This is a genomic window from Streptomyces sp. NBC_01257 (assembly GCF_035917255.1).
In the GTDB taxonomy this organism is placed as follows: domain Bacteria; phylum Actinomycetota; class Actinomycetes; order Streptomycetales; family Streptomycetaceae; genus Streptomyces.
This window is the reverse complement of sequence record NZ_CP108472.1, coordinates 5,173,810-5,192,334: the sequence shown is the minus strand read 5'-3', so window position 1 is coordinate 5,192,334 and position 18,525 is coordinate 5,173,810. Positions and strand designations below refer to the sequence as shown.

16 protein-coding genes are annotated in these 18,525 nt (G+C 72.3%); 7 read left to right on the top strand and 9 right to left on the bottom strand.

Annotated features, from left to right (window positions below):
• Window positions 1-14 precede the first annotated feature (14 nt).
• Window positions 15-521 (bottom strand): hypothetical protein, encoded by a 507-nt coding sequence (locus OG408_RS22410; RefSeq protein WP_266781220.1) that lies wholly within the window; start codon window positions 519-521, stop codon window positions 15-17.
• A 97-nt stretch (window positions 522-618) separates the two neighbouring features.
• On the opposite strand from OG408_RS22410, the gene OG408_RS22405 reads away from it, so the two are divergent.
• The 3 genes from OG408_RS22405 (at window position 619) to OG408_RS22395 (ending at window position 4,149) form a co-directional block, all read left to right on the top strand.
• Window positions 619-1,314, top strand: coding sequence for a hypothetical protein (locus tag OG408_RS22405; RefSeq protein WP_326671580.1), 696 nt, complete (start codon window positions 619-621; stop codon window positions 1,312-1,314).
• Window positions 1,315-1,335: 21 nt separating this feature from the next.
• Window positions 1,336-2,313, top strand: a complete 978-nt coding sequence (gene pip / locus OG408_RS22400) for a prolyl aminopeptidase (RefSeq protein ID WP_326671578.1) — start codon at window positions 1,336-1,338, stop codon at window positions 2,311-2,313.
• A gap of 144 nt (window positions 2,314-2,457) precedes the next feature.
• The gene (locus OG408_RS22395; protein ID WP_326671576.1) at window positions 2,458-4,149 is read left to right on the top strand and encodes a serine/threonine-protein kinase; all 1,692 of its coding nucleotides are present in this window, start codon (window positions 2,458-2,460) and stop codon (window positions 4,147-4,149) included.
• Window positions 4,150-4,186: 37 nt separating this feature from the next.
• Here the strand turns inward: OG408_RS22395 and OG408_RS22390 are convergent, their stop codons facing one another.
• Window positions 4,187-5,185: an aldo/keto reductase gene (locus OG408_RS22390; protein WP_266781210.1), complete on the bottom strand. Its 999-nt coding sequence runs from the start codon at window positions 5,183-5,185 to the stop codon at window positions 4,187-4,189.
• Between the two features lie 64 nt (window positions 5,186-5,249).
• Window positions 5,250-5,774: a PadR family transcriptional regulator gene (locus OG408_RS22385; RefSeq protein WP_326674578.1), complete on the bottom strand. Its 525-nt coding sequence runs from the start codon at window positions 5,772-5,774 to the stop codon at window positions 5,250-5,252.
• 90 nt (window positions 5,775-5,864) lie between these two features.
• Here OG408_RS22385 and OG408_RS22380 point away from each other — a divergent pair, with 90 nt between their 5' ends.
• On the top strand, window positions 5,865-6,641 hold the full coding sequence (locus OG408_RS22380) for an alpha/beta fold hydrolase (protein WP_266781208.1): 777 nt from the start codon (window positions 5,865-5,867) through the stop codon (window positions 6,639-6,641).
• A 121-nt stretch (window positions 6,642-6,762) separates the two neighbouring features.
• Here the strand turns inward: OG408_RS22380 and thpR are convergent, their stop codons facing one another.
• The 3 genes from thpR to OG408_RS22365 all read right to left on the bottom strand — a co-directional run bounded on the left by thpR (window position 6,763) and on the right by OG408_RS22365 (window position 9,291).
• Window positions 6,763-7,326 carry an RNA 2',3'-cyclic phosphodiesterase gene (gene thpR / locus OG408_RS22375; RefSeq protein ID WP_266781206.1) on the bottom strand — a complete coding sequence of 188 codons (564 nt, stop codon included), beginning with the start codon at window positions 7,324-7,326 and terminating at the stop codon, window positions 6,763-6,765.
• 94 nt (window positions 7,327-7,420) lie between these two features.
• Window positions 7,421-8,755 (bottom strand): MFS transporter, encoded by a 1,335-nt coding sequence (locus OG408_RS22370; RefSeq protein ID WP_266781204.1) that lies wholly within the window; start codon window positions 8,753-8,755, stop codon window positions 7,421-7,423.
• 95 nt (window positions 8,756-8,850) lie between these two features.
• Window positions 8,851-9,291, bottom strand: coding sequence for a MarR family winged helix-turn-helix transcriptional regulator (locus tag OG408_RS22365; RefSeq protein ID WP_123524412.1), 441 nt, complete (start codon window positions 9,289-9,291; stop codon window positions 8,851-8,853).
• 145 nt (window positions 9,292-9,436) lie between these two features.
• Here OG408_RS22365 and OG408_RS22360 point away from each other — a divergent pair, with 145 nt between their 5' ends.
• Complete coding sequence (locus OG408_RS22360; protein WP_266781201.1) at window positions 9,437-9,643, top strand: ribbon-helix-helix protein, CopG family; 207 nt, start codon at window positions 9,437-9,439, stop codon at window positions 9,641-9,643.
• 39 nt (window positions 9,644-9,682) lie between these two features.
• Here OG408_RS22360 and OG408_RS22355 read toward each other — a convergent pair whose 3' ends face one another.
• Window positions 9,683-11,137 carry an NCS2 family permease gene (locus OG408_RS22355; RefSeq protein WP_266781200.1) on the bottom strand — a complete coding sequence of 485 codons (1,455 nt, stop codon included), beginning with the start codon at window positions 11,135-11,137 and terminating at the stop codon, window positions 9,683-9,685.
• A gap of 185 nt (window positions 11,138-11,322) precedes the next feature.
• Between OG408_RS22355 and OG408_RS22350 the strand changes: the two genes are divergently transcribed.
• Window positions 11,323-11,607, top strand: coding sequence for a DUF2530 domain-containing protein (locus OG408_RS22350; protein ID WP_266781198.1), 285 nt, complete (start codon window positions 11,323-11,325; stop codon window positions 11,605-11,607).
• Window positions 11,608-11,742: 135 nt separating this feature from the next.
• On the top strand, window positions 11,743-14,220 hold the full coding sequence (locus OG408_RS22345; RefSeq protein ID WP_266781196.1) for an HAD-IC family P-type ATPase: 2,478 nt from the start codon (window positions 11,743-11,745) through the stop codon (window positions 14,218-14,220).
• A gap of 23 nt (window positions 14,221-14,243) precedes the next feature.
• Here OG408_RS22345 and OG408_RS22340 read toward each other — a convergent pair whose 3' ends face one another.
• Window positions 14,244-14,987, bottom strand: coding sequence for a calcium-binding protein (locus tag OG408_RS22340; protein WP_326671570.1), 744 nt, complete (start codon window positions 14,985-14,987; stop codon window positions 14,244-14,246).
• A gap of 185 nt (window positions 14,988-15,172) precedes the next feature.
• Entirely contained in the window at window positions 15,173-18,379 is a 3,207-nt protein-coding gene (locus tag OG408_RS22335) for a sacsin N-terminal ATP-binding-like domain-containing protein (protein ID WP_326674577.1), read from the bottom strand.
• Window positions 18,380-18,525: the final 146 nt, after the last annotated feature.

Genomic DNA, 18,525 nt, shown 5'->3' with positions numbered 1-18,525 from the left:
GCCCGCCGCAGCGGTCAGCGGTCGGGGAAGCGTTCGCCGCACGCGCTGCAGTACGTCGGCGACGGCTCCTGCGCCATCCGGCCGCACTCGGGGCAGACCCGGTCCAGGGCGCAGGGCGCCTCGCCCCCCTCGTACGCCACCGCCGGGGCCGGACCGCGCTTGATCGCGAGGCCCGGGCGGCGGCGGTGGACCGTGAGGTAGGCGAGGCCGTCCGGGCCGGCGGCCAGGGCGCGGCGTGAGGTGCGGGGCAGCCAGGTGACCGTGGTGGGCGCCAGGGTGAGGGGCTCGCCGCCGTCGCCCGGGGTGAGGCGACCGCCGCCCGCGAGGACCACGAGCAGGACGTCGAGGACGTCCTCCTGGTGCTCCCCCACCTCGGCGCCCGGCGGCAGACGGACCAGGTTGGCGTCCAACTCCCGTCCTTCCTGCGCCAGTTGCCACAGCGCTCCGCGATCGTCGGGAGCGGCGGCGGCGAGCAGGTCGCCGAGCACGGCCAGGACCTCGGGAGCGGGAGTGGAATTCACGATTCCCAGGCTACGCCGCCGGGCGGTGCCTCACCCGGCGCCCACCGGGCCCCGGAAAACCGGCGGCCGGACAGCATGATCGCTGTAATCTCCGGCCATGACGCCCACACCGCCCACGACGCCCCTGCCGCCGGAACCGGCGGCGACACCGGGCCCGTCCGACGATTCCGGTGCATCCGACGCCTCCGCCGTCTCCGGCCCGCGCATATCCGCGCCTTCCGGCGCGCCCGCCTCCGCCGCGCCGGACGCCGCCGAATGTCTCGCGCTGACCCGCGGTCTGCGCCGCCGGGGCACCGTCGTGCTGTCGGTGTTCGCCGTCGTCTGGGCCTTCGCCGGTGCGTCCGGGCTGGCGTCGTCGGGTGCCGCCGTGGCCGTCGGAATCGTCGCGGTGGCGCTCACCGCGTCGGCGGTCCTCCTCGCCTACCGCAAGGGGGCCGCCCCCTCGCCCCGCCTGGTGGACCTCCCGCGGAACTGGGCGCGCACCGTCGGCATCGTGAACGGTGTCGAGGTCGTGGCGGTCTTCGCGGTGATCGCGGCGTCCAACGCGTCGGGCCGCCCCGAGTTCATCCCCGCGGCCATCGCCCTCGTGGTGGGCCTGCACTTCTTCCCGCTCGCGCGCTGCTACGACCAGTGGCAGTACAACGGAACGGCCGTACTGCTGACCGTCGTCGGGATCGCCGGCTTCGCGCTCGTCGCGGCCGGCCTGTCGGACGAGAGCGTGCGCGCCGCGGTCGGCCTGGCCTCCGCGGCCGTGCTGTGGGCCTCCGCGTACCACGTCGCGGTCAAGGGCTGAGGACCAGAGGGAGCACCTGGCATGGAACGCCTGCCCGACGAGAAGTACCCGCCGATCGAACCGTACGAGCAGGGCATGCTCGACGTCGGCGACGGCAACCTCATCCACTGGGAGGTGTGCGGCAACCCCGCCGGCAAGCCCGCCCTGGTGGTCCACGGCGGTCCGGGCTCCGGGTGCACGCCCGCTCCCCGGCAGGACTTCGATCCGGACCGCTACCGCGTGGTCCTCTTCGACCAGCGCAACTGCGGCCGCTCCACCCCGCACGCGAGCGACCCGGCCGCCGACATGCGGTTCAACACGACGGACCGTCTGATCGCCGACATGGAGCGGCTGCGCGTGCGGCTGGGCATCGACAAGTGGCTGCTGTACGGGTGGTCCTGGGGCTCCACGCTGATCCTCGCGTACGCCGAGCGGCACCCGGAGCGCGTCAGCGAGATCGTGATCCCGGCCGTCACCACGACCCGTCGCTCCGAGATCGACTGGCTGTACCGGGGCGCGGGCCACTTCTTCCCCGAGGCGTGGGACCGGTTCCGTGCCGGGGTGCCGGAGGCCGCGAGCGACGCGACGCCCGACGTGCTCGCCGCGTACGCCCGGCGGACGGAGAGCCCCGACCCGGAGGTACGGGCCCGGGCCACGGCCGACTGGTGCGCCTGGGAGGACGCGGTGCTCTCCATGGAGGCGTACACCGGACCGCCCCCGTACAGCGGCCGGCCGGGCCGGGCCCAACTGGCGCTGGTGCGGATCTGCGCGCACTACTTCTCCCACGGTGCGTGGCTTGAGGAGGGCGGCCTCATCCGGGACGCGGGGCGGCTGGCGGGAATCCCGGGGGTGCTGGTGCACGGCCGGCTCGACATGGGCGGGCCGCCGGTCACCGCGTGGGAGCTGGCGAAGGCGTGGTCGGACGCGGAACTGACCGTGATCGAGGACGCGGGCCACCTGGGCGGGGCGGCGACGAGCCGGGCGGTCCGGGGGGCGCTGGACCGGTTCGGCGGATCGTAGACCGGTGTACGCGGACGGTTTCGGCGGAGGGCGGCGCCGCCCGCGCGGATCGGCCGGGTACCGCGATGTACTGGGCCGTGCGCCGCTTGTCGGGTCATCATGTACGGGGCGGGCAACGCACGTTGAGCAGGGGGGCGCGAAACCATGCGTGGTGAGGTTCTCGACGGACGGTACCGGCTGACGGAACCGGTGGGTTCCGGCGGCATGGGGCGGGTCTGGCTCGCGGAGGACGAACGCATCGGCCGCAAGGTCGCGGTCAAGGTCCTCTCCCGGCCGGACGGGGACACCTCCGCGACCCGTTTCGCCCGTGAGGCCCGGGTCGTCGGCGGTCTGTCGAGCCCGCACATCGTGACCCTGCACGACTTCGGCGAGGCCCGGGTGGCGGGGGAACGCGTCCTCTACCTCGTCCTGGAGCACCTCCAGGGGCGCGACCTCGGGGCCGTACTGGAGGGCAGCAAGCCGGACCTTCCCTCGCCCGAGGAGGTGCTGGGGTGGGGCGTGGAGATCTGCGCGGGGCTGGAGACCGCGCACCGGGCAGGCATCGTGCACCGTGACATCAAACCGGCCAACATCCTGCTCACCGCGGCCGGCACCATCAAGATCCTCGACTTCGGGATCGCCCGGATGCTGTCGACGGCCGCGGAGATGACCCGTACCGACCTGACCGCCGTCGGCTTCGTGATCGGCACCCCGCTCTACATGTCGCCGGAACAGATCCGGGCGCCCGACGTGCTGGACAGCCGCAGCGATCTGTACTCCCTGGGCTGTCTCCTGCACACGCTGCTCACCGGCGCACCGCCGTTCACCGGTGCCGGTACGGCGGTGCTGGCGCAGCACCTCGGGGACGTCCCGCAACCACTGAGCGCCCGGCGGGCGGAGCTGGCCGGGTTCGGCGGACTCGACGCGCTCGTCATGCGATTACTGTCCAAGGAACCGGATCAGCGTCCCGCGGACGCGGCGGAGACCGCCGCCCTGCTGCGGGCCGCGATCGCCGCCGGGCCGGGCCGGGCGGCACCGTCCGCCGAGGCCGAGGCCACCCCGAGCGTCCTGGGGTCGGTCGCGCACTCCGACTCCGCATCCCCCGCGGCACCGGCCCCGGCCGCACCCGTCCTGCCCGCCCCGCAGGTGGCGTACCCGACGGCTCCGCCCACCGCGCCCTTCCCGCAGCCGATGCCCTCCTACCCGTTCCCGCTGCCGGGCGGCCCGCAGCCCGCGACCGAGCCCGAGCGGCTGCGGATCGCCGGGCGGACGTCGCGCGACGGCACGGTCTCCACCCGTACGGTCGCGGCCACCTGGCTCGCCGGTGCGGGCACGGCCCTGGTCATGGGGCTGCTCCTGATGACGTGCACACCGGCCGGGCCGCAGGCGGCTCTCCTCGGGACCGTCGCCGCCGGGCTGGGTGGCATGGCCGCCGCCCAGGGATTCACCAACATCTTCGACCCGCAGGACAAGTCGCTGTTCCACCGGTTCGTGTCCGCGCTCCTGCTCGCTCTGCCCCTCGGTATCGCCGGGACGGCGATGAACCAGGCGGCGACGGACGAGGTCTCCACGCGCTTCATCGGGTTCGCCTTCGTGGCCTGTCTCGCGGCGCTGACGCTGGGCGTGCTGCTCGCGGACCAGCTCATCGCCCGGCTGGGCCTCTCGCCGCGGGCGGCGCTCATCCTGTCCATGAGCGGCTGGGTCAACGGCCTCGTGGCCTGGGGGATGCTCGCCTACCGCTCCCCGCTGGAGACCATCGGCGCGCTGCCCGTCGCCTGCGGCATCTGGATCGTCACCGCGGCCCTGCTGGGCCAGATCCTGGCCCCGTCCGGGCACCGGAACGGCCGGACGGTCTGAGTGCGCGCGGCACCCGGGACCGCCCGGCCGGCCGGGTCTACCAGGCGAAGGCCTCCGGCGACGGGCCCGGGCCCGGGAAGATCTCGTCGAGCGCGGAGAGCAGCTCGTCCGAGAGTTCCAGGTCGACCGCGCGCACCGCGGACTCCAGCTGCTCCAGCGTGCGCGGGCCGCTGATCGGACCCGTGACACCCGGCCGGGTCAGCAGCCAGGCCAGGCCCACCTCGCCCGGCTCCAGGCCGTGCTTGTCGAGCAGGTCCTCGTACGCCTGGATCTGCTTCCGGGCCGTGGGGTCGGCGAGCGTCTCGGCGGACCGGCCGGAGGTCGAGCGCGCGGACCCGCCGCCCGTGCTCTCCTTGCGGATCGCACCGCCGAGGAGACCGCCGTGCAGCGGCGACCACGGGATGACGCCGAGGCCGTACTCCTGCGCGGCCGGGATGACCTCCATCTCCGCGCGGCGCTCCGCGAGGTTGTAGAGGCACTGCTCGCTGACCAGACCGAACGAACCGCGGGCGCGGGCCGTCTCGTTGGTCTGGGCGATCTTCCAGCCGGCGAAGTTGGACGAGCCCGCGTAGAGGATCTTGCCCTGCTGGATCAGGACGTCGACGGCCTGCCAGATCTCGTCGACCGGGGTGTCACGGTCGATGTGGTGGAACTGGTAGAGGTCGATGTGGTCCGTCTGGAGCCGCTTGAGGCTGGCGTCGACGGCACGCCGGATGTTCAGCGCGGAGAGCTTGTGGTGGTTGGGCCAGGCGTCGCCTTCGGCGGCCATGTTCCCGTACACCTTCGTGGCCAGGACCACCTTGTCCCGGCGGTCGCCGCCCTTGGCGAACCAGGTGCCGAGGATCTCCTCGGTGCGGCCCTTGTTCTCGCCCCAGCCGTAGACGTTGGCGGTGTCGAAGAAGTTGACGCCCGCGTCGAGCGCCGCGTCCATGATGGTGTGGCTGTCCGGCTCATTGGTCTGCGGACCGAAGTTCATCGTGCCCAGTACGAGGCGGCTGACTTCGAGTCCCGTGCGTCCCAGATGTGTGTACTTCATGGGACCCAAGCCAACGCCTTCGAGTCCGCTCGAAGCAAGCACTCGTCCGCATCCGCGCGAACGGTCAGTCCTCCAGTCCGGCCAGGGTCTCGGCCAGCCAGCCCAGCTCCGCCTCACTGGTCGCGCGGGCGATCCTCAGCAGGCCCCGGCGGAAGGGGTCGTCGAACGCCTCGGCGCCGAGCGGCCGCTCCCCCTCGTAGAAGAAACTGCTGGGCTCCTCCAGGAACGTCAGCCGCCTGCGCAGCACGGCGGCCTGCCCGGCCGGGTCCGCGAGGTGGCGCAGGAAGGCGAGGACGGTGAACCAGCGGTTCTCGTCGCTGATGTCCAGCTCACCGGCATCGCGCAGCCGGCGGAGCAGCTCGTCGCGGCCCCCGCCGGTGAGGGTGAGGGTGTGCCGGGGCGCGGCTCTGGTACCGGGTTCGGTGCGGCGGTCGAGCAGGCCGGCGCGCTCCAGCCGCTTGATCGCGGGGTAGAGGGTGCCGTCGGCGATCGGGCGCACATGGCCGGTGAGGTGGGCGACCCGCCGCTTCAGTTCGTACCCGTGCAGCGGCTGCTCGTACAGAAATCCCAGGATGGCCAGTTCCAGCATTCCCGTATCTTCCCCCATGTCGTTATACCTCGGCATCGATATATAGTCCCATCGATACTTAGGCGAGGCATCGGGATCCGAGGAGGAGACATGCAGGACGCACAGGTGACGGCCGGCGGCGCGCGTATCCGGTGGGTGGACATCGCGGGCCACGACACCACCGCGCCGCCCCGGCTCTATCTGCACGGACTCGGTGCCTCCAGCGGCCCCTACTTCACGGCGAGCGCCACCCACCCGCTGCTCGCCGGCGGCCGCGCCCTGCTGATGGACCTGCTCGGCTTCGGCATCAGCGACCGGCCCACGGACTTCGTCTACACCCTGGAGGACCACGCGGACGCCGTCGCGAACGCGCTGGAGACGGCCGGGGTCCGGGACGCGGAAGTCGTCGCGCACAGCATGGGCGGCGCGGTGGCGATCGTCCTCGCGGCCCGCCACCCGCACCTGGTGGCACGGCTGGTGCTGGTGGACGCGAATCTCGACCCGGTCGTCCCGTCGCCGGTGCCGCCGGCGGGCAGCAGCGGCATCGCCGCGTATACGGAGGAGGAGTTCCTGGCCCACGGCCGGGACGAGGTCCGTGAGCGGGTGGGCGCGCACTGGTGGTCGACCATGCGGCTCGCCGGGCCCGAGGCCCTGCACCGCAGCGCGGTCCACCTGGCGCGCGGGACGACGCCGACGATGCGGGCACTCCTGCTGGAGCTGCCGATCCCGGTGACGTACCTGCGCCCGGAGAGCGACGGTCCGCTGCCGGGCGAGGACGCGCTCACGGCGGGCGGGGTACGCGTGATCGCGGTCCCGGACTGCGGGCACAACATCATGCTCGACAACCCCGGGGCGTTCGCGAAGGAGACGGCGCGGGGGTTCAGCTGAGGCGGGCCGTCATCAGCCGACCGCGGCCGCCACGGCGACGACGGCGAACATCAGCACAAGCACGGCGGCCATGATGCGGTTTCTGGTCTGCGGGTCCACCCGTCGAGCGTAACCGCCCCGCTCACCGTCCCAGCGGCCAGGCCCGCACCACCTCGTACCGCGGCTGCTCCCCCGGCACCCCGTCCACCGGCAGATGACTGCGTACGAGACTGAGCTCACCGGCCTCCCAGCGCAGGCCCTCGAAGCCTTCCAGGGCAGCGGTGAACGGGGTCAGGTCCGCCGGGACGCGGCTGCGGGCCAGGGTCAGGTGCGGGGTGTAGCGGCGGTGCTCCTCCATCGGTACCCCGGCCCGGCGCGCGGCGGCGTGGGCGCGCTCGGCCAGCAGCCGCAGGGCGTCGAGCGCGCCCGCGGCCCCCGCCCACAGCGCCCGTCCGTCGAACCGGCCGCCGCCGTGGACGCGCATCCCGAACGCCTCGGTCCGGTGCGCGGCCCGCTCCAGCCGGCCGTACAGGTCCGGCAGCAGGTCCTCGTCGACCTCCCCGAGGAAGGCCAGCGTGTAGTGCCAGCCCGGGGTCCCGGTCCAGCGCAGGGTGTCGGCGCCGGGCAGGGAGCGCAGCCGGACCACGGCACGGCGCAGCTCCTCGACCGCGGGGGCCGGTGGCAGGACGGCGGCGAAGAGTCTCATGCGGCGAGTCTGGCAGGACCCGGCGCGCCGTCCTGCGCGTACGGCCCCGCCCGATTCCCCGGGCGGGGCCGTGTCACGTCCGTACGGGCGGCTCTCAGGCCGCCGTCGCCAGCTGCTCGCGCGGGACGAACCGCACGTGCGGGCGGCCCGGGCGCAGGTCGACCTTGAGGCGCAGGCCGCCGACGCGGGCCAGCATGAGGCCGACACCGAGCGCGGCCACCAGCGAGAACGCCCCGCCGACCGCCATTCCGGTCCGGACGCCGTACGCGTCGCTGATCCAGCCGACGATCGGGGCGCCCACCGGCGTACCCCCGGCGAAGACCATCATGTACAGGCTCATCACCCGACCTCGCATGGCCGGGTCGGCCGCCATCTGCACGCTGGTGTTCGCGCTGATGTTGGTCGTCAGGCCGATCATGCCGATCGGGACCAGCAGGATCGAGAACAGCCAGACGGACGGCGAGACGGAGGCGATGATCTCCAGCAGACCGAACGCCGTACCGGCGGCCACCAGCATCCGCAGCCGCGAGGAGCGGCGGCGGGCTGCGAGCAGGGCGCCGACCAGGGAGCCGGCCGCCATCAGGATGTTGAAGAACGAGTACATCCCGGCGCCGCCGTGGAAGACCTCGTCCGCGAAGGCAGTCAGCCAGATCGGGAAGTTGAAGCCGAACGTACCGACGAAGCCGACGAGGACGATCGGCCAGATCAGCTCCGGGCGGCCGGAGACGTACCGCAGGCCTTCGCGCAGCTGCCCCTTGGCACGCGGCACGACGACGGCCTTGTGCAGCTCGCTGGTCCGCATCATCATCAGGCCGACGAGCGGCGCGAGGAACGACAGTCCGTTGAACATGAAGGCCCAGCCGCTGCCGACCGAGGTGATCAGCACACCCGCGACGGCGGGACCGATGAGCCGGGCGGACTGGAAGTTCGCCGAGTTCAGGCTGACCGCGTTCCGCAGCTGGGCGGGGCCGACCATCTCGGAGACGAACGACTGGCGGGCCGGGTTGTCCACGACCGTGACCATGCCGAGCAGGAACGCGATCAGGTAGACGTGCCACACCTGGACCACGCCGGAGAGCGTGAGGACGGCGAGCGCGATCCCGCACAGGCCGAGTGCCGCCTGGCTGAAGAGCAGGAGCTTGCGCTTCGGGAGACGGTCGGCGATGACGCCGCCGTACAGGCCGAAGAGAAGCATCGGGAGGAACTGGAGTGCCGTGGTGATGCCGACGGCGGCGGCGGACCCGGTGAGGCTCAGGACGAGCCAGTCCTGCGTGATGCGGGACATCCAGGTACCGGTGTTGGAGATCACGGCGCCGGTTGCGAACAGGCGGTAGTTACGGATCTTCAGCGACGAGAAGGTCCCGCCGGGCTTGCTCTCGTGGGTGGAAGTCGGTGCGGGGGCGGAGTCTGCTCCGGATCCCGTACTCAAAAGGGTTCGCCTCCTCGGGCGTGGACATTGCGCTGACTGACAAGGATGCGGCGGTGGGGGCGGTGCGCCGGTTCTGTCCGGCGCGGCCGGCTCCGCTACAGGTGGGCGAGCTTCTCCAGCACGGGCGCCGCGTTGCGCAGCGTTTCCCACTCGTCCTCGTCCAGGCCTTCGGCGAGGGTGGTCAGCCAGGCGTTCCGCTTGTTGCGGCTCTCCGCGAGCATGGCCTCGGCCTGCTCGGTCTGGCTGACCATCTTCTGGCGACGGTCATCGGGGTGCGGTTCCAGTCTGACAAGACCCTTCGCTTCCAGCAGCGCGACGATGCGGGTCATCGACGGCGGCTGCACATGCTCCTTGCGGGCCAGCTCACCGGGGGTGGCGGAACCGCAACGGGCGAGTGTGCCGAGCACCGACATCTCGGTCGGGCTCAGCGACTCGTCGACGCGCTGGTGCTTCAGGCGCCGGCCGAGCAGCATGACGGCGGAACGAAGGGAGCTCACGGCGGCGGCACTGTCGCTGTCGTGGATCAGGTCAGGCATGTTTGTTAGCGTAACTCATTACCTACCCTAAAGACCACTCGGTGGTACACGCGCGAGAGCGGAATCACCAATCGATCACCCAAACGAGTGAGTCGGCTGCGGAAAGTCACGCGCGCCGGGCCCGGGGGACGTAACCCTGCATGCCATGGGATCGACAGTGCTCAGCCTGCGGATAGACGGTGAGCTGCTCGACCGGCTCAAGCAGCACGCCGCCAGACGCGGAATGAGCGTCCAGGACTATGTGGTCCGGACGCTCATTCGCGACGACTTCGACGAGCGCTTCCAGGCGGCCGTCGACGAGACGGAGAAGTTCTACGGGGCGGAGGGGGCCCGGGCCGAGGAGGTCACCTGACGGAGACCTCCCGGGCCGGGCGCCCGCGTACCCCGGGGATCACGTGAGGCCGAGCGCCGGCATCGCGTAGTAGAAGACGAAGACCGCCGACACCACGTACATGGCGACCGGCACCTCGCGACCGCGGCCGGCGGCCAGCCGCAGCACGCAGAACGCGATGAAGCCGATGCCGATGCCATTGGTGATCGAGTACGTGAACGGCATCATGACCATGGCGAGGAAGGCCGGGATCGCGAGCGTGTAGTCGCTCCAGTCGATGTCCCGGACCGAGCCCGCGATGATCAGGAAGCCGACCGCCAGCAGCGCCGGAGTGGCCGCCTGCGAGGGGACCATGGTCGCCAGCGGGGTGAGGAACAGCGCCGCCGTGAACAGCAGACCCGTCACCACGCTCGCGAAGCCGGTGCGGGCTCCCTCACCGACACCCGCCGTGGACTCCACGAAGCAGGTCGAGGCGGACGAGGAGCTCGCACCGCCCGCGGCGACCGCGATGCCGTCGACGAACAGCACCTTGTTGATGCCGGGGAAGTTGCCGTCCTTGTCCGTCAGCTTGGCCTCGTCGCCGACACCGAGGATGGTGCCCATCGCGTCGAAGAAGCAGGACAGCAGCACGGTGAAGACGAACAGGACACCGGTGAGGACACCGACCTTGTCGAAGCCGCCGAACAGGCTGACGTCGCCGATCAGCCCGAAGTCCGGCGAGGCGACCGGATTGCCCGGCCACTCCGGCACCGTCAGGCCCCAGGCCGCGCCCGGCAGGTCGGCGATCGCGTCGATGATCAGCGCGACGACCGTCATCGCCACGATGGAGATCAGGATCGCGCCCGGCACCTTGCGGACGATCAGCGCGAGGGTGAGCAGCGCGCCGAGGACGAAGACCAGGACCGGCCAGCCGTTGAGGTGACCGTCGTTGCCGAGCTGGAGCGGCACGGTGGTGTGCGCGACGTCCGGGATGCGGGAGACGAAGCCCGAGTCGACCAGACCGATCAGCAGGATGAACATGCCGATACCGATCGCGATGCCCTTGCGGAGCGAGGTCGGTACGGCGTTCATGACGCGTTCGCGCAGCCCGGTCGCGACCAGCAGCATGACCACGATGCCGGCGAGGACGACCATGCCCATCGCGTCGGGCCAGCTCATCCGGGGGGCGAGCTGGAGGGCGACGACGGTGTTGACGCCGAGGCCCGCGGCCAGCGCGATCGGCACGTTGCCGATGACGCCCATGAGGAGCGTGGAGAACGCCGCCGTCAGCACGGTCGCGGTGACCAGCTGGCCGCTGTCGAGCTGGTGGCCGTACATGTCCTTCGCGCTGCCGAGGATGATCGGGTTCAGCACGATGATGTAGGCCATCGCGAAGAAGGTCGCGAATCCGCCGCGGATCTCACGCGCGACCGACGACCCCCGCTCGGAGATCTTGAAGAAACCGTCCAGGCCGCCGGCGGACCCGGGGGACGGAGGCGGGGTGGAGTCGACCGGAGCGGTGGCCGAGGGGGACATGTATGACCTCAGTCGTACGTAGAGGGGGTAAATGCGGTCAGCTTTGGACGTTCACACGAATAATTCGAGACAGTCGTAAGCAGATTCAGTATGAATACATAAGGCGAAGATCGCTATCTCCGCGCGTAGACCCTTGGGCCGACTGGCCCGACGGCCTTTACGTACGCGCCGCATACACTGGCGGCATGGCGAAGTGGACACCGAAGCACGAGGCACCCGAGCCCCTGGAGGGGCCGGTCGTCGCGACCATCACCGGCGGCACGATCCTCTGGTTCGTCCTCTTCCTGGTCCAGCTCCCCTTCTACGGCTGGTTCGACGACCACGGACACCTGTGGTGGGTGTGGACCTGCCTGGCCGGTGCGGGGCTCGGACTGATCGGCATCTGGTACGTACGGGGCCGCGACGCGGCACTCAAGCGCGCCGCCGCCGCGGGCGACGACTCCGCGGAGACCCCGGGCGCCACCGCCTGAGACCCGGCACCACCACCCGTGCGGGGACGCCCGCACCGGGGCCGTACTGCCACGGGACCATTCGCCTCCTCCCCCGGTCTGATCTTCCGGCCCCCCGGCGGGTGAACCGGACGTTCCGCCCGTACCGTCGGAACCATGACTCAGCGGGCACCCGACCCCTCAGGGGATGAGCCGGACGGCTCCTCAGGACCTCCCGGCGCCGACCGGCCGGTGTTGATCGACGCCGGTTCCGAGCTCGACCCGGTCCACCCGGTCGAGCTGCCCGCCGACGGCCGCGGGCTCACCGCCGCCGAGGTCGCCGAGCGGATCGCCCGGGGCGAGGTCAACGACGTGCCCGTGCGCTCCTCCCGGTCCGTGACCGAGATCGTCCGCGCCAACGTCTTCACCCGGTTCAACCTGATCATCGGCGTGCTCTGGGTGATCATGCTGTTCGTCGCGCCCATCCAGGACAGCCTGTTCGGGTTCGTGATCATCGCCAACACCGGCATCGGCATCGTGCAGGAGTGGCGGGCCAAGAAGACCCTGGACAGCCTCGCGGTCATCGGCGAGGCGAAACCCACGGTGCGCCGCGACGGCGTGGCCGCCGAGATCTCCACCTCCGAGATCGTCCTCGGCGACCTCGTCGAACTCGGCCCCGGCGACAAGGTCGTGGTGGACGGCGCCGTCGCCGAGGCCGACAGCCTGGAGATCGACGAGTCCCTGCTCACCGGCGAGGCCGACCCGGTGCTGAAACGGGCCGGCGACCCCGTCATGTCCGGCAGCTTCGTCGTCGCGGGCGGCGGCGCCTTCACCGCCACCAAGGTCGGCCGCGAGGCCTACGCCGCACAGCTCGCCGAGGAGGCCTCCCGCTTCACGCTCGTCCAGTCCGAGCTGCGCAGCGGCATCTCGACCATCCTCAAGTACGTCACCTGGATGATGATCCCGACCGCGATCGGCCTGATCATCAGCCAGCTCGTCGTCAAGGACAACAACTTCAAGGACTCGATCGCCCGGACCGTCGGCGGCATCGTCCCGATGATCCCGGAAGGGCTGGTCCTGCTCACCTCGGTCGCCTTCGCGATCGGAGTCGTACGGCTGGGGCGCAAACAGTGCCTCGTCCAGGAACTCCCCGCCATCGAGGGCCTGGCCCGGGTCGACGTCGTCTGCCTCGACAAGACCGGCACCCTCACCGAGGGCGGCATGGACGTCACCGAGGTCCGCGCGCTGAACGGGTCGGACGAGGCGTACCTGCACCGGGTGCTGGGCGCGCTCGGCGCCTCCGACCCCCGGCCCAACGCCAGCCTCCAGGCCATCATCGACGCGTACCCGTCCCCCGACGGGCAGAGCTGGGACGTCACCCAGGCCCTGCCGTTCTCCTCGGCCCGCAAGTACAGCGGCGCCGCGTTCGACGAGGGCGGGGGGCGGTCGTCGTCCTGGCTGCTGGGAGCCCCCGACGTGCTGCTGCCCGAGGCCGACCCGACACTCACCGAGATCGAGCAGCTCAACGAACAGGGCCTGCGGGTGCTGCTCCTGGCCCGGGTGCGGGGCGAGCTGGACGCACCGGACATCGCCGCCGGGGCCGCGCCGGGCGCGCTGATCGTCCTGGAGCAGCGGCTGCGGCCCGACGCCGGGGAGACCCTCGCCTACTTCGCCGACCAGCGGGTCGCCACGAAGGTGATCTCCGGCGACAACGCCGTCTCGGTCGGCGCCGTCGCCGCGAAGCTCGGGCTGCCGGGCGCCGAACACACCCTGGACGCGCGCAAGCTGCCCACCGACCCGGACGCGATGGCCACCGCCATGGAGGAGAACACGGTCTTCGGCCGGGTCACCCCGCAGCAGAAGCGGGAGATGGTCGCCGCCCTCCAGTCGCGCGGCCACACCGTCGCGATGACGGGCGACGGCGTCAACGACGTCCTCGCCCTGAAGGACGCCGACATCGGCGTCTCGATGGGCTCGGGCTCGGAGGCGACCCGCGCGGTCGCCCAGATCGTGCTGCTGAACAACAGCTTCGCGACGCTGCCGTCCGTCGTCGCCGAGGGGCGCCGCGTCATCGGCAACATCACCCGGGTCGCCACCCTGTTCCTGACGAAGACCGTGTACTCGGTGCTGCTGGCCGTCCTGGTGGTCTGCTTCCAGGTCGAGTACCCGTTCCTGCCCCGCCATCTGACGCTGCTGTCGACGCTGACGATCGGTATCCCGGCGTTCTTCCTGGCGCTGGCCCCCAACAAGGAGCGGGCCCATCCGCACTTCGTGCGCCGCGTCATGCGGTACGCGATCCCGTCCGGCACCATCGCGGCCGCCGCCACCTTCGTGATGTACCTGATCGCCCGGCACCACTACTCCGGCACCGGTGCACTCGACGCGGAGACCAGCGCGGCGACCCTCACGCTGTTCCTGGTCTCGATGTGGGTCCTGGCGATCATCGCCCGCCCCTACACCTGGTGGCGGATCTGCCTGGTGGCCGCGATGGGCCTGGCGTTCCTGGTCGTGCTCGTGGTGCCGTGGCTCCAGGACTTCTTCGCCCTGAAGCTGGTGGGCACCACGATGCCGTGGACGGCGGTGGGCATCGCCGTGGTCGCCTCGGTCGCCCTGGAGTACACCTGGCGCCTGGTGGGCCGGCGCTTCCCGGTGTAGCGGGAAGCACCGGCGCGCGCGGGCTACTTCACGTCGACGAAGTCGGCCGCGGAGGTCGCCGCCGGGGTGGTGGCCGTACCGGCGAAGCTGTAGCGCCAGTAGCCGTCGGCCGAGGCCTTGACCGTGGTCTTCAGGCTGCCGGTGCTGTTCGTCTTCACCGTCTTCACCGTGGTGTACGTCTTGCTGCCCTTCTTGCAGAACTGCAGCCTGACCGACTGGGCGGTGTAGCCGTGGTACTTGAAGTCGTCCCAGCTGGCCCGGGCCAGCTTGCCCGTGACGGTGAGGGTCTTCCCCTTCCTCACCGGCTCGGGGGAGGCGTTCACGCTCTGCGTCGCCGCCCGCTGGAACTTGAAGGAGCGGGCCTTCTGCGTCCAGATGTAGTCGCCGTCCCGGGCGTCCACCCACGCGTCGACGTACCAGGTGCCGGCGTAGTCGTTGGAGTACATGAGGTCGACCTTGGGGTCGACCGTGAACGTCGCGGTGCAGGTGCTGCCGGAGCAGCGGGTGCTGCTCGTGTCGAGGTAGCCGAACCCCGGTCCGTGCAGGGAGATGTCGGCTGCCGCGATCCCCGAGTCGTCCCTGGCGGTCACGGACACGGTGAACTTCTTGACGAGGCTCGTGCCGACGACCACGTTCTTGCCGCCGTTGACCGTGACCTTGGTGATGGCGGTGTCGCCGTACCCGCCGTCGGCCTGGGCGGCCGGCACGGCGAGGGCCGTCAGGGCCAGGGCGCCGATCGCGACGGCGGCAGAGGTGCGCATGCGCATGTGTGTGTCCCCGGAGGAAAGGGCCCCGGTCCGCGGGCGGGCGGCTGGGGCCGGTCGGTCTGTCGAGTCGGTGACTCGACAGACCAGACGAGGAACACATGTGAAGGGTTGTGCGAGAGTATGAAGATTTTGCGGAGGCCGCCCATATCGGTCCGCCCGCGGCGGGCCGGGAAGCGTCCCGGCCGTCAGTCGAACCAGCGGTCCCGGGCCAGTTCCTCCGTGCGGGACGGGTCCTCCAGCAGGGCCGCGACCTCGAAGCGGCGCGGCCACTGACCGGCCGCCCAGGCCAGGCCCGCGGCGACGCCCTCCAGGGTCGAGGCGTGGACGACGCCGTCCGGGGTGCGGCGCCAGTCCAGTTCGACGCCGCCCGCCCGCAGTTCGCCGTGCTCGACGTACGTGTCCGGGGTGCCGGCGCCGAGCAGGATGCGGACCGGCTCCGGGACCCGGTGCTCCTCGCCCTCGGTCGTCACCGCCGCCTCGACGCTCTCGCCGAGCCGCCGCACCTGGAAGAGATCGGCCAGCTCCGCCGCGTTGGCAGGGGCGACCGGCAGGAGTGCCACACCGCCGGTCAGCGGCAGCAGGTCCGGGGCGTCCGCGATCATCGCGTCCGCCGCGTCGACGACCCGCACCTCGCCGTCGACGACGGCCCGCAGCTCGTCGGGCAGCGTGACCTGCTCCGGGTCGAGGTCGGCCAGCGCCGTGTACAGGGAGTGCAGTTGTACGGGAGAGACCGGGCGCTCCTCGTCCGCGAGCCGGCCGAGGAGTTCGGCCGCACCGCCGGGCTCGTCCAGCAGCGCGGCGACCGAGGTCCGCACGCCGAGGGCGCGCAGCACCTGCGCGTCGTCGAAACCGGTCGCGTCGGCGGAGTCGTACAGGCCCGCGAGCCGGGGATCGCCGCCGTGGGCGCGCAGACCGGCGGGGCGACGGCCGTCCAGCACCGGGTGGTCGCGCAGCCACCACGCCGTGTAGGGGCGCACGGACTGCGTCGTGCCGTCCGGGAGCAGCACGCGCACCGGCTGGGTCAGCGCGTCGCGCAGCGGTGGCTGGGCGAGGAGGGCGAGCGCCTGCGGCCAGGCGTCGTCGTCGACGAGGTCGAGGTCGCGGACGGCGACGAGTTCGGTGGCGACCGGCGGCACGGGGGTGTCGGGCAGCTGGTCGAGGATGTCCTCGCACCACACGTCGACGGCGTCCAGCAGTCCGGCGTCGTCGGGTTCGGCGAAGTCACTGTCGCGGGGCTCCAGTTCGTCCGGGTCGAGCACCACGTCGGTGGCCCGGACGAGCGCGAACGTGGCGAGCACCCCGCACGCGGTGAGCGCCTGCTTGCCCCAGCGGGCGGCCAGGTCCGCGTCGCAGTGGGCGAGTTCGCCCTCGCGCATGACGGCGGCGAACGGGCTGCCGGGCAGCACGAGTTCCCCGGCCGGTGCGAGCTCGCCGTCCTCGTCGGGCAGGGCGAGCGCGCCGAGCCAGGGCTCGTCGCCGGGTGCCAGGTCGGCGTCCCGGACCAGGGTCAGGACGGTCTCCACGAGCTCGTCGCCGTCCAGCGCGTCCTCGTCCCAGATCTCGCCCGCGTCCAGCGAACCGGCGACGGCGGCCCGCACCTGCGGGGTCGTCAGCACGGCGCGCGGGGTGGCGGGCAGGGCGCCCAGCTTCTCCAGGAGCGGGTGCGCGGCGTCCGGATGGGCGACCTTCAGGCCGAGCCGGCCGAGCCGGTCCAGGACCGGGCCGGTCAGCGCGTCGGGCAGCGGGAGCAGGATCTGCCGGGGGCCGATCGTCGTCCGGGGGACGGCCGGGGCCTCCGGGTCCGGGCCCGGCGACTCCGTTCCGGCGAGCGGCACCGGAAGGCCGGAGAGCCGGTCCGGGTCGACACCGGCCAGGCTGTCGTACAGCCGCCGCCACCAGCCGGGGTCGCGCTCCAGACCCGCGAGCCGGTCGATCGCCTCGGTCAGCGGGACGCGCGCGACGCCGAGCGTCCGCAGCTCGCTGCGGCGCTCAAGCCCCGCCGGCAGCAGGCAGGGCAGCACCTCGGCGAGCACGGCGACCGTCTCGGCGCCGACGCCCTCCAGCACCTCGGCCTCGATCGGCCGCAGCGCGGTGGTGGCCTTGCGGGCGCTCCCGACGCCCGCGTCCCAGTCGTCCCACCGGTCGGGTTCGGCGGCGGGGTCGCGCGGGGCGGCGGGCTCCAGGAACGCGACGCGCGGCAGCCGCTCCAGCACGGCACCCCGCAACGCACCGTCCAGCTCGCCCTTGCCGAGCGGTCCGGGCACCAGGCCGATCGTGGCGACGGTCACCGGCTGCCAGTCGGCGAGCAGTTCCGCGTACGCGTCGGCCGCGCGCTGCACCAGGAAGTCGGTGAGCGGGCCGGGCGCGGGGTGGCGCCGGGTGGTGTCCAGCGGCAGCGAGGCGATGAGCAGCGCCGGGATGCCGAGGGGTTCGTCAGTGGGCGTCGGGGCGTGCACGACGGGGGCGGTACGGGGGTGGACCGGGGCGCCCTCCGCGTCCACGGGGACGGCCCAGGTCACCGACCAGTGCGGGCGCAGCCGTTCCTCCAGCGGACGGTCGGCCAGCAGCGCGGGCTCGACGGGGCCGTGGTGGGTGACGGTGCGCCAGCGGTTCGTGCCGTGCGCGGAGTCCTCGACGTGCGTGTACGGGCCGTGCTGCGCGCGGCGCAACGTCCGTACGGCGTCCGGGGTTTCGATGACGATCTCGTCCAGGCCGCCGAGCGTGAGCAGCAGCGCGTCGTCCACGGCGGCGAGCAGCCGGCCCACCAGGTCCTCGGCGACGCCGTCGCGCAGCGGCAGGACGACGACGGTGTCGTAGCCGTCGGGGGCGGTGCCCTCGGCGGGCAGCGGGAGCCGCAGCAGCGGTACGTGTCCGTCGCGGCGGCGCAGCTCGTCGCCGAGGCCGGGGCTGCCGACGGCCGCTTCGCGGGCGAGGTCGCGGGCCTCGGCGAGGGACCAGCGGACGCCGCCGTGCCTGCCGACGACGGCCGGTTCGTCGCTCACCGCGAGCACGGCGGCGAACCCGACGCCGAACCGTCCGACGGCCCCCTCGTGCCCCTCGCGCTTGGCGGAGGCCCGCAGGGTGGACAGCGACTCCACGCCGGTGGCGTCCAGGGGGGCGCCGGTGTTCGCGGCGGCGAGGACCGCCGGGGCGATCGCGGTCGCCGGGTGCAGGGTCAGCCGGAGCCGGCCGGGCACGCGGGCGCGGGCGGCGGCGTCGGCGGCGTTCTGGGCCAGCTCGACGACGAGGCGGTCGCGGTAGCCGCCGAGCGCGAGGTCCTCCTCGGCGTTGGCGTCCTCGCGGAAGCGGGCGGGGCCGGCGCCCCAGGCATCGAGCACGCCGCGTCGCAGCCGTGCGGTCCCGAACGGGTCGGCCCCCTCGGTCGCATTCATGCTCACGCCGTGACTCCCTCATCCGTGGTCCCTGGATCCGGTTACGCGTACCCAGCGCTGCCCATTGTGCGCCCGAAGCTACCGGCTCTTCGCCGGTGCGGGGTTTCGTGGCTGGGGGTTCCGTCCTCAATCGCCGGACGGGCTTG

Excerpts from the sequence above, each read along its gene's own strand:
- OG408_RS22340 (WP_326671570.1), bottom strand. The coding sequence starts at position 14,987 with ATGCGCATGCGCACCTCTGCCGCCGTCGCGATCGGCGCCCTGGCCCTG.
- pip (WP_326671578.1), top strand. The coding sequence starts at position 1,336 with ATGGAACGCCTGCCCGACGAGAAGTACCCGCCGATCGAACCGTACGAG.
- OG408_RS22345 (WP_266781196.1), top strand. The coding sequence starts at position 11,743 with ATGACTCAGCGGGCACCCGACCCCTCAGGGGATGAGCCGGACGGCTCC.
- OG408_RS22355 (WP_266781200.1), bottom strand. The coding sequence starts at position 11,137 with ATGTCCCCCTCGGCCACCGCTCCGGTCGACTCCACCCCGCCTCCGTCC.
- OG408_RS22395 (WP_326671576.1), top strand. The coding sequence starts at position 2,458 with ATGCGTGGTGAGGTTCTCGACGGACGGTACCGGCTGACGGAACCGGTG.
- OG408_RS22390 (WP_266781210.1), bottom strand. The coding sequence starts at position 5,185 with ATGAAGTACACACATCTGGGACGCACGGGACTCGAAGTCAGCCGCCTC.
- OG408_RS22405 (WP_326671580.1), top strand. The coding sequence starts at position 619 with ATGACGCCCACACCGCCCACGACGCCCCTGCCGCCGGAACCGGCGGCG.
- OG408_RS22335 (WP_326674577.1), bottom strand. The coding sequence starts at position 18,379 with ATGAATGCGACCGAGGGGGCCGACCCGTTCGGGACCGCACGGCTGCGA.
- OG408_RS22350 (WP_266781198.1), top strand. The coding sequence starts at position 11,323 with ATGGCGAAGTGGACACCGAAGCACGAGGCACCCGAGCCCCTGGAGGGG.
- OG408_RS22365 (WP_123524412.1), bottom strand. The coding sequence starts at position 9,291 with ATGCCTGACCTGATCCACGACAGCGACAGTGCCGCCGCCGTGAGCTCC.
- OG408_RS22360 (WP_266781201.1), top strand. The coding sequence starts at position 9,437 with ATGGGATCGACAGTGCTCAGCCTGCGGATAGACGGTGAGCTGCTCGAC.
- OG408_RS22385 (WP_326674578.1), bottom strand. The coding sequence starts at position 5,774 with ATGCTGGAACTGGCCATCCTGGGATTTCTGTACGAGCAGCCGCTGCAC.
- OG408_RS22380 (WP_266781208.1), top strand. The coding sequence starts at position 5,865 with ATGCAGGACGCACAGGTGACGGCCGGCGGCGCGCGTATCCGGTGGGTG.
- thpR (WP_266781206.1), bottom strand. The coding sequence starts at position 7,326 with ATGAGACTCTTCGCCGCCGTCCTGCCACCGGCCCCCGCGGTCGAGGAG.